This window comes from Knoellia pratensis (assembly GCF_042666395.1).
GTDB lineage: Bacteria > Actinomycetota > Actinomycetes > Actinomycetales > Dermatophilaceae > Knoellia > Knoellia pratensis.
In genome coordinates, this window is record NZ_JBHTDJ010000001.1 from 1,479,727 (window position 1) to 1,487,277 (window position 7,551).

A 7,551-nucleotide genomic window follows, 5' to 3' on the forward strand; every position below is an offset into this window, starting at 1 on the left:
GCACGAGGCGGGAAGTCACGAAAGGACGTCGCGCCAACTCCGGGGTTGTCGACCCAGGAGGTCCCGCAGGGTGCGCGAGTCGCCGACCAGTCCCTCACGGTCGTAGCAGCGAAACATCGCGACCAGGTCATCGCGTGCATGATCCGACAGGTCCTGGCCGGGACCCGAGATCCACTCATCGAGCGGCACGGCGACCGCGTCGACGGGATGCCCGAGAACCTCCGTGGCGACTTCCGCCATCTCGCGCACGGACAGCCGCTCAGCACCCACGAGGTCGTAGGTGGCACCCGCGTGGCCTTCCTCGGTCAGCACCCGAGCGGCGACATCCGCGACATCGTCGAGGTCGACGTTGGTGAACGGCGTGTCCAACGAGTACGGCACCTCGATCCGACCGTGCTGCGCCGGCCCGTCAAGGTTTTGCAGGTATGCCGTGGGGCGCAGGACCGTGGCCGACTTCAGCCGCGCGCGAATCGCCTTCTCGGCCTGCGCCTTGCGCAGGTGGTGTGGCATCGAAGCGTCGTCGGGATGAAGCACCGAGTGGTAGACGAAGCGCGAAACTCCCTGTCGCAGAGCGGAATCCGCAAGTCGGGTTGCCATCAACACTTCGTCGGGATGCACGTTGGGCGCCATGTGATACACCCCCGAGACGCCCGCCACCGCGGCCTCGACACCCACCCCGGTGGCGAGGTCGAGGGGAACGGCGTGAACCAGATCATCGGCGTGAATGCGAGAACGCCGACCCTGATGGATGGCCGCCCGCACGCCCACGCCGCGGGCCACCAGTGCGCGCGTCACAGCGCGGCCGGTCTTCCCGGCCGCGCCGATGACGAGCACCTGGTTCAGGTCAGCTCACATCCAGTCGTACTCGCTGGAGGTCGCGCCGCCAGCCAGCTGTGCATAGCCCGGACCGCGGTCGAAGAACGGCTCGTCGCCGCGCTCGTCGCGCAACTGCGTCCGCAGGGCCTCACTCGCCTCGACGTCGACGCTCACGTTGTCCTTGTCGCCAGAAGCCACGACGCCGTATGCCGTCCGCGCACCTTCCAGCGACACCTTGCCCCAGACGAGGTCGCGTTCGACCTCGTCGAGGGGACGCTCGAGCGGGTCGCCCCAACCGCCACCACCCGTGGTCCGGATCCGGACCATCTGCCCGGCCTTGATCGGCTCGGCGTCGGCGAGGGCGTCGACCTCGCGCTCGTCAGGGCCACCGGGATCGATGACGACACTGAACGGCATACCCGCCTTGCCGCCCTTGACTCCCCAGCAGGCGAGGATCGAGCGGTCGGCGATCGACATGAAGTGCCCGTCCCGGAGCATCCTGATGTGCTTCTCGTAGCCCAGACCGCCCCGATAGCGGCCAGCGCCAGCGGAATCCACCGCGAGGCCCAGACGCTCGACGATGAACGGGAAGCGCGACTCGGTGAACTCACTGGGCAGGTTGCGCGAGTCGGGGACGACGTGGATCGTGTCCTCGCCATCCGCGTAGTAGCGCCCACCTGAGCCGCCGCCGAGCACCTCGCGCATGAGGTAGTCGTTGCCGTCGCGGTCCTTGCCGTAGACGCCGGTGTAGCGGATCGTCTCCTGGTCTGCGGGCATCTGACCGTCGACAGCCTTGGCGACGACACCGGCGAGCACGCCGAGCAGTCGCAGGATGACGAAGGTGCGCGCGTTGGTCGGCGCCGGGTAGATCGGCGTGAGGAGCGTGCCCTTCTCGGGGAAGCGCATCTCGATGAGCGGCACGATCCCCTCGTTGACGTCCAGTTCGGCCATGCGCTCAGGGGTGTCGGCGAGGTTGCGCAGGATGGGCGCGAGCCACTTCTTGAGGAAGTTGCCGCCGACATAGTCACCGCAGTGGTTGATCGGACCCTTGGCCTGGGGCGCCGTGCCGGTGAAGTCGACGATGAGACGTGCGCCGCCCTTGAAGTTGGTCTCGGGGTCGGCCGGTGCGTCATCGACCTTGGTCAGGGTGATCCGCTGCGTGTGCAGCTGCGGCTCGTCGACGCCATCGTGCTCGGCGTAGTCCTCCCAGACATAGGTCCCCTCGGGGATCTTGCTGAGGATCTCGCGGCGGTAGGTCTCGGTGGTGCTGTCGAGGATCGCGTCGAAGGCCGTCTCGATGTCGTCGCGGCCATAGCGGGCGAAGAGATCCGACAGGCGCCGTGCACCCATGAGGCAGGCGGAGCACTCGGCGTCGAGGTCGGCGGCGAGGCTGTCGGGCATGCGCGAGTTGCGGGTCATGATGCGCAGGGCTGCCTTGTTGGGAACGCCCCTGTCCCACAACTTGATCGGCGGGACGGACAGCCCCTCCTCGTGCACGCTGGTCGCGTTGCTCGGCATGGAGCCGGGCACCGCCCCACCGATGTCGTCGTGATGACCGAAGGCCTGGACGAACGCGACGACCTTGCCCTCGTGGAAGACGGGAACGGTGACGCAGAGGTCCGGGAGGTGGCCGATGCCACCTTCGGACTCGTAGACGTCGTTGTGGAAGAAGACGTCGCCTTCGCCCATCTCGTCCAGCGGGAAGTCGCGCACGATCGGGTGGACGAGCGCCGAATAGGACCGGCCGGTGAGCTTGCGCAGCTGGCGGTCGTGGATGCCCGCACGAAAGTCGTGGGCGTCGCGGATCATGGGGCTGCGGCTGGTGCGCGCGATCGCGGTCTCGACCTCCATCTCGACGCTGGCCAGGGTGCCCTGGACGATCTCGACGAGGATCGGGTCGACGGTGCTGCCGGGCGCGGTGAGGCGCTTTCCGTGCTCGTATGCCGTGGGCAGGCCAGCCGTGTTCATCGCGCGTCCTCTGTTGATGTGGTCGTCTTGGTGATGACGAGGTTGCCGAAGTTGTCGACCTGGACGACGAAGCCGGGGTGGACCGGGACGGTCGAGCCGAACTCCTCGATGATCGCCGGGCCGGTGACGACGTCTCCGGCCCGCAGGTCGGGTCGCCACCAGACCCCGGTGTCGACGTAGCCGTGGTCGGCGTCGAAGCAGACCTGACGAGTGGAGCGCTTGGCCCGCTCCTCGACGGATCCGCCGGACTCGCTGTCGGCAGAAGCGATTTCGAGTAGTTCCGGTCGCGTGATGGGACCGACGCCGGTGACGCGGATGTTCACCCACTCGACCTGCTGGCTGGGGTCGTCGCGGAAGTCGTAGCCGTAGAGCTGGGTGTGGGCGTCGTGGAACGCCTCGGCGACCTTCGCGGCATACGCATCATCAACGGCCGCGTCAGCGGGCGCCAGGACGCGCACCTCGTAGGCCTGACCGAAGTAGCGCAGGTCGACGGTGCGGGTGAACTGGTGCTCCGACGCGGCGAACCCCTCCTTGGCGAGGGCAGCGGCGGCACGCTCGGTGAGGGACGTGAACGTCTTCTCGATCGCGGCATGGTCGAGCGCGGACTGTTTCGCGACCTGCGTCTGGACGTAGTCGTTCTTCACGTCGACGGTGAGCAGACCGAAGGCGCTGACGTTGCCCGGGTTCTGCGGGACGACGACGCCGGCGAGGTCGAGGATGTCGACGAGCAGGCAGGCCAGGAGTGATCCGGAGCCACCGAACGTCGTCAGCATGAAGTCACGGACGTCGAGCCCGCGCTTGACCGAGACCTGGCGGAGAGCATTCGCCTGGTTCCAGGCGGAGATCTCGAGAATGCCTGTGGCACAACGTTCGTAGTCGAGGCCGAGCTGCTTGGCCAAGGCCTCGATGCCGGTCCGTGCGGCCTCGACGTCGAGCGGGATCTCGCCGCCGAGCAGGTGCGGGGGGATGCGCCCGAGCGTGACGTGGGCATCGGTGATGGTGGGGTTGAGGCCGCCCTTGCCGTAGCAGAGCGGGCCCGGGTCGGCACCGGCCGAGTGGGGCCCGACCTTGAGGGCACCCTCGGGGGAGACCCACGCGATGGAGCCGCCACCTGCGCCGACGGTCACGACGTCGATCATCGGGATCTTGCTTGGGTAGGCACCGACGGTGCCCTCCGTGGTCAGGGTGGGTTCGCCGTCCAGCACCACGGACACGTCGGTCGAGGTGCCGCCGCCGTCGCAGGTGAGGATCTTGTCGAAGCCGGCCTTCTGGGCGATGAGCGCGGCGCCCAGCGCACCGGCCGCGGGTCCGGACATCGTCGTCGTGATCGGCTGGTGCACGACCTCGTCGGCGGAGAGGACGCCGCCGTTGGACTTCATGATGTAGAAGGGGATCTCGCGTCCCGAGCCACTGGTGAAGCCCTCGAGTCGGCTGTGGATGTTGGTGACGTAGCGGCTGACGTTGGGCTTCACCGCGGCGTCGACGAGGGTCGTCATCGAGCGCTCGTACTCGCGGTACTCGCGCAGCACCTCGCTCGAGATCGACACGATGGCCTCGGGGTGCTCGGCACGCAGGATCTCGCGCATGCGCAGCTCGTGGCCGTCGGCGGCATACGAGTGCAGGAAGCACACGCCGATCGTCGTGATGCCGCGGTCCTTGAACCAGCGGGCCGCGGCGACGGCGCTCTCCTCGTCGAAGGGGCGGATCTCGTTGCCCTCGAAGTCCATTCGTCCGCCGACGGTGCGGACGTGGTCGGCGGCGACGATGCGCGGCGGCTTCACCCAGAAGTACGAGTTGCCGTAGCCGTCGGGCACGGCTTGGCGGGCGATCTCGAGCATGAACTCGTAGCCCTGCGTCGTGATGAAACCGAGCTGCTCCACCTTGCCCTCGAGGAGCTTGTTGGTCGCGACGGTCGTCCCGTGGCAGACGGCGGTGATGTCGTCGCCACTCGCCTGCATCAGTCCGAGGACCTTCTCGATTCCGTTGATGAATCCGTCCGCCGGGTTGCTGGGGGTGCTGGGGGTCTTCGTGGTGACCAGCTCACCCGAGTCCTCGTCGAACGCCACGACGTCCGTGAACGTGCCGCCGGTGTCGATGCCGATTCTGATCCGTCGTTGCGCCATGCAGAGATTCAATCGGGTATGCCGCCCGCTCACCTTGTCAATGAGTGCCAACGGATCGCTGTGGTCGGCGCACAACCCGCCAAGCGGGCGTCTGAAGGGGTGGGTCAGGCGCGGGCGTCGATGGTCAGGTCCGGCGCGGCGGCGAGCAGGACCCGATCCGACGTGAGGAGCGGCAGCCCCTCCACGTGCGCCTGCGCAAGCAGCATTCGATCGAACGGGTCGTGCTTGAGGAGCGTCGGAAAGTTTGCGATAGCCATTCCGTGCTTGGCCGAGAGCGCCAGTTCCGTGAGGCCGGCCGCCAACGCACCAGCCAGGGGATCGGCGTTGCGGAGCTTGCCCAGGGCTGACTTGGTCGTGGCTTCCGTGATGCTCACGGCGGAGAACCAGACGCGCCTGGTGCCGATGTGTTGGCGTGCCTCCTGACCCAGTGCCGGATCGTCCTCCAGGAGCCACAGCAGCGCATTGGTATCGAGGATCACTTGTCCCAGTCCTTGCCGTAGAACATCTCCTGAATCTCGGGATCGATGCCATCAAAGAGATCTGGGTCGTGTTCCTGACCGACCCACCCTTCGACGCCGAAGATGATCTCGGGCTCTTGGTGCATGACGAGGTCGACGACGGGTTTGCCCGCGCGGGCGATCGTCACTTGCTCACCGGCGAGGACCTTCTCGATGAGCTTGGAGAGTTGCGACTTCGCCTCGTGGACGTTGACCTGGGTGGGCATGACATTAGTTTAGCCAGGCTTGGCTAGGAGCGACCGGCAATTGCGATGCCTGCTACGCGCCCAATTGCCGGTCCCACTCTCAGGCGGTTGGTCGTGCGTGGGACCTCGGTGGGGTCTTGCTCGGACTCGTCGTCCTCACCCACTGAGCTTTCAGTCGCCGTAGGAGTTCGGACGGCGGGGCAGGAACTCGTCGCCTCCGAAGCCGTAGGAGTGCGTGCGGTGCGCTGTGCCGTTCGTGCTGCCGGCCTGCTCGAACGTCCAGTAGGCGGTGTGCGACGAATCCGTCCATTTCTCGAAGATGACCACGTGCCGGATGTCGGCACTTGGACCGGTCGAGTCGATGACGAGGTCGCCGGGGAGGAGCTCGCTCATCGTGATGGGACGAGTGAAGCTCGAGGTGGCCAGGGCGACGGTGTTGGGGTCTCCCAGTCCTTGGGGCGGGTAGCCCAGCGCCATGGACGCGTAGCCCGAACAGTCTGTGCGATGGCCTTGGAAGACTGCTTCCTGGTCGTACGGAACGTGGTCTCCGTTGATGGCTGTCAGCCACGTGGCGGCGCGGGTGAGGGTGTCACGACGCGCCGTTGACGTCGTCGTTGGTCTGTTGGTCCACAGGGGTGGCTGCCCGCCGAGGCCCACCGAGAGGTATCCATCCCGGTCGACCGAGGCCACCGCGCCGCTGTGACCGGCGGTGCCCGAGGTCCACACAGCCGTCCCGGACATGGTCCTGATGACCAAGTTCCCGTCTGTCTGCATGTCCACATGACCATGGGGTGCCTCTTCAGCCGTGTCGCTCGACCACAACGCCTTCCCCGTCGAGCCGTACGACGTCAGGTTGCCGTTGCTGTACAGCTCGACACGCGCCGACGATGCCGGACCGTACATCGGCTGCAGCTGCTGGAGGCTGTAGCCGGGGAACAAGGTGGTGAACCGTGACGTCGATTCCCACACGAGCCGCCCGCTGCTGTCGCGCAACACCACGTTGCCGTCATCCTGCAATCCCATGTATGCCGACTGCCGGCCCGCGGTCTGCGCATCCCACCGGGCCTGGCCCGTGCTGTCTCGCACCACCAGGTTCCCGTCACTCTGCATCGACAACGTCGCTCCCGCGTACCCGTTGGTGCCGGTGTGCCAGATCACCCCACCACCCCCACGAACGACGAAGTTGCCGTCGGGTTGCATCCGGGCGGTGACTCCGCCGTTCGCCGACGTCATCGTGGATCCTGACGCCAACACCTTTCCGGCGTACAGCCGAGACCCGATGCCTTCGGCGGCAGACGCGGGATTGGCCTCCAGACTCATGCCGAGTCCAGCGGCGACACCTACCCCGCTCGCGCGAAGAAAACTCCTACGACTGGCCATCAACGTTCTCCTTCACATCGTCTGTGGTTCTTTGTGGTGAGTGGTCTGCCCGTTGCCTGCGCGGCTTGGTACGTGGCCTGGACGTGCGGGTTGGTCTCCCACACCGCGTGACCCGTGGCATGGCCACAGTCGACGTAGGTGTCAGGCAGGAGCCTGCGCAGCGAGGGACGGGCGAGCGAACGACAGATGATCCCCATGCGAGGCTCCCCGCAATCGTTGCCCCTACCCCTATGTCAATAGTGACATAGTTCCTCGATATGTCAATACTGACATATCGACCGGCCAGCTGGTCGCGGCCCGCGACCGCCGATCCGACTCCCGCGCTGGATCGCTGCAAAATGACGTTGTCGGTGTCCGGGCTCGACCGGCCTGAGGTGGAGCCGATCCCGTCGATCGACGACCGGGGTGCGCGCTCATCAGCACGTGCGCGGTGCGCGGCGGGGCTCGGTCCACACGGACGCCGCGCAGGACACAGGGAAGGATCGAGCTATCGGCCCCCATCCCGCCAACCGCGACACCGTCCCCCCGAGACCCCTTTCCCCCCGAGACCCCTTTCCCCCC

The 7,551-nt window shown here is 66.9% G+C and carries 6 protein-coding genes; all 6 read right to left on the reverse strand.

Going from position 1 to position 7,551, the window contains the following annotated elements; genetic code table 11:
- Positions 1 to 15: 15 nt before the first annotated feature.
- Complete coding sequence (locus tag ACFQRE_RS07085) at positions 16 to 834, reverse strand: NmrA/HSCARG family protein (RefSeq protein WP_380120356.1); 819 nt, start codon at positions 832 to 834, stop codon at positions 16 to 18.
- A gap of 15 nt (positions 835 to 849) precedes the next feature.
- Complete coding sequence (locus ACFQRE_RS07090) at positions 850 to 2,784, reverse strand: hydantoinase B/oxoprolinase family protein (protein ID WP_380120358.1); 1,935 nt, start codon at positions 2,782 to 2,784, stop codon at positions 850 to 852.
- Positions 2,781 to 4,907, reverse strand: coding sequence for a hydantoinase/oxoprolinase family protein (locus tag ACFQRE_RS07095; RefSeq protein WP_380120360.1), 2,127 nt, complete (start codon positions 4,905 to 4,907; stop codon positions 2,781 to 2,783). Before ACFQRE_RS07095 ends, ACFQRE_RS07090 begins: the two co-directional genes overlap by 4 nt.
- Positions 4,908 to 5,011: 104 nt before the next feature.
- Complete coding sequence (locus ACFQRE_RS07100) at positions 5,012 to 5,386, reverse strand: type II toxin-antitoxin system VapC family toxin (RefSeq protein WP_380120362.1); 375 nt, start codon at positions 5,384 to 5,386, stop codon at positions 5,012 to 5,014.
- A complete protein-coding gene (locus ACFQRE_RS07105) occupies positions 5,383 to 5,631 on the reverse strand; it encodes a type II toxin-antitoxin system Phd/YefM family antitoxin (protein ID WP_380120364.1) in 249 nt (82 codons plus the stop codon). The genes ACFQRE_RS07100 and ACFQRE_RS07105 overlap by 4 nt, the downstream gene beginning before the upstream one ends.
- A gap of 150 nt (positions 5,632 to 5,781) precedes the next feature.
- The gene (locus tag ACFQRE_RS07110; RefSeq protein ID WP_380120366.1) at positions 5,782 to 6,843 is read right to left on the reverse strand and encodes a hypothetical protein; all 1,062 of its coding nucleotides are present in this window, start codon (positions 6,841 to 6,843) and stop codon (positions 5,782 to 5,784) included.
- Positions 6,844 to 7,551 lie beyond the last annotated feature (708 nt).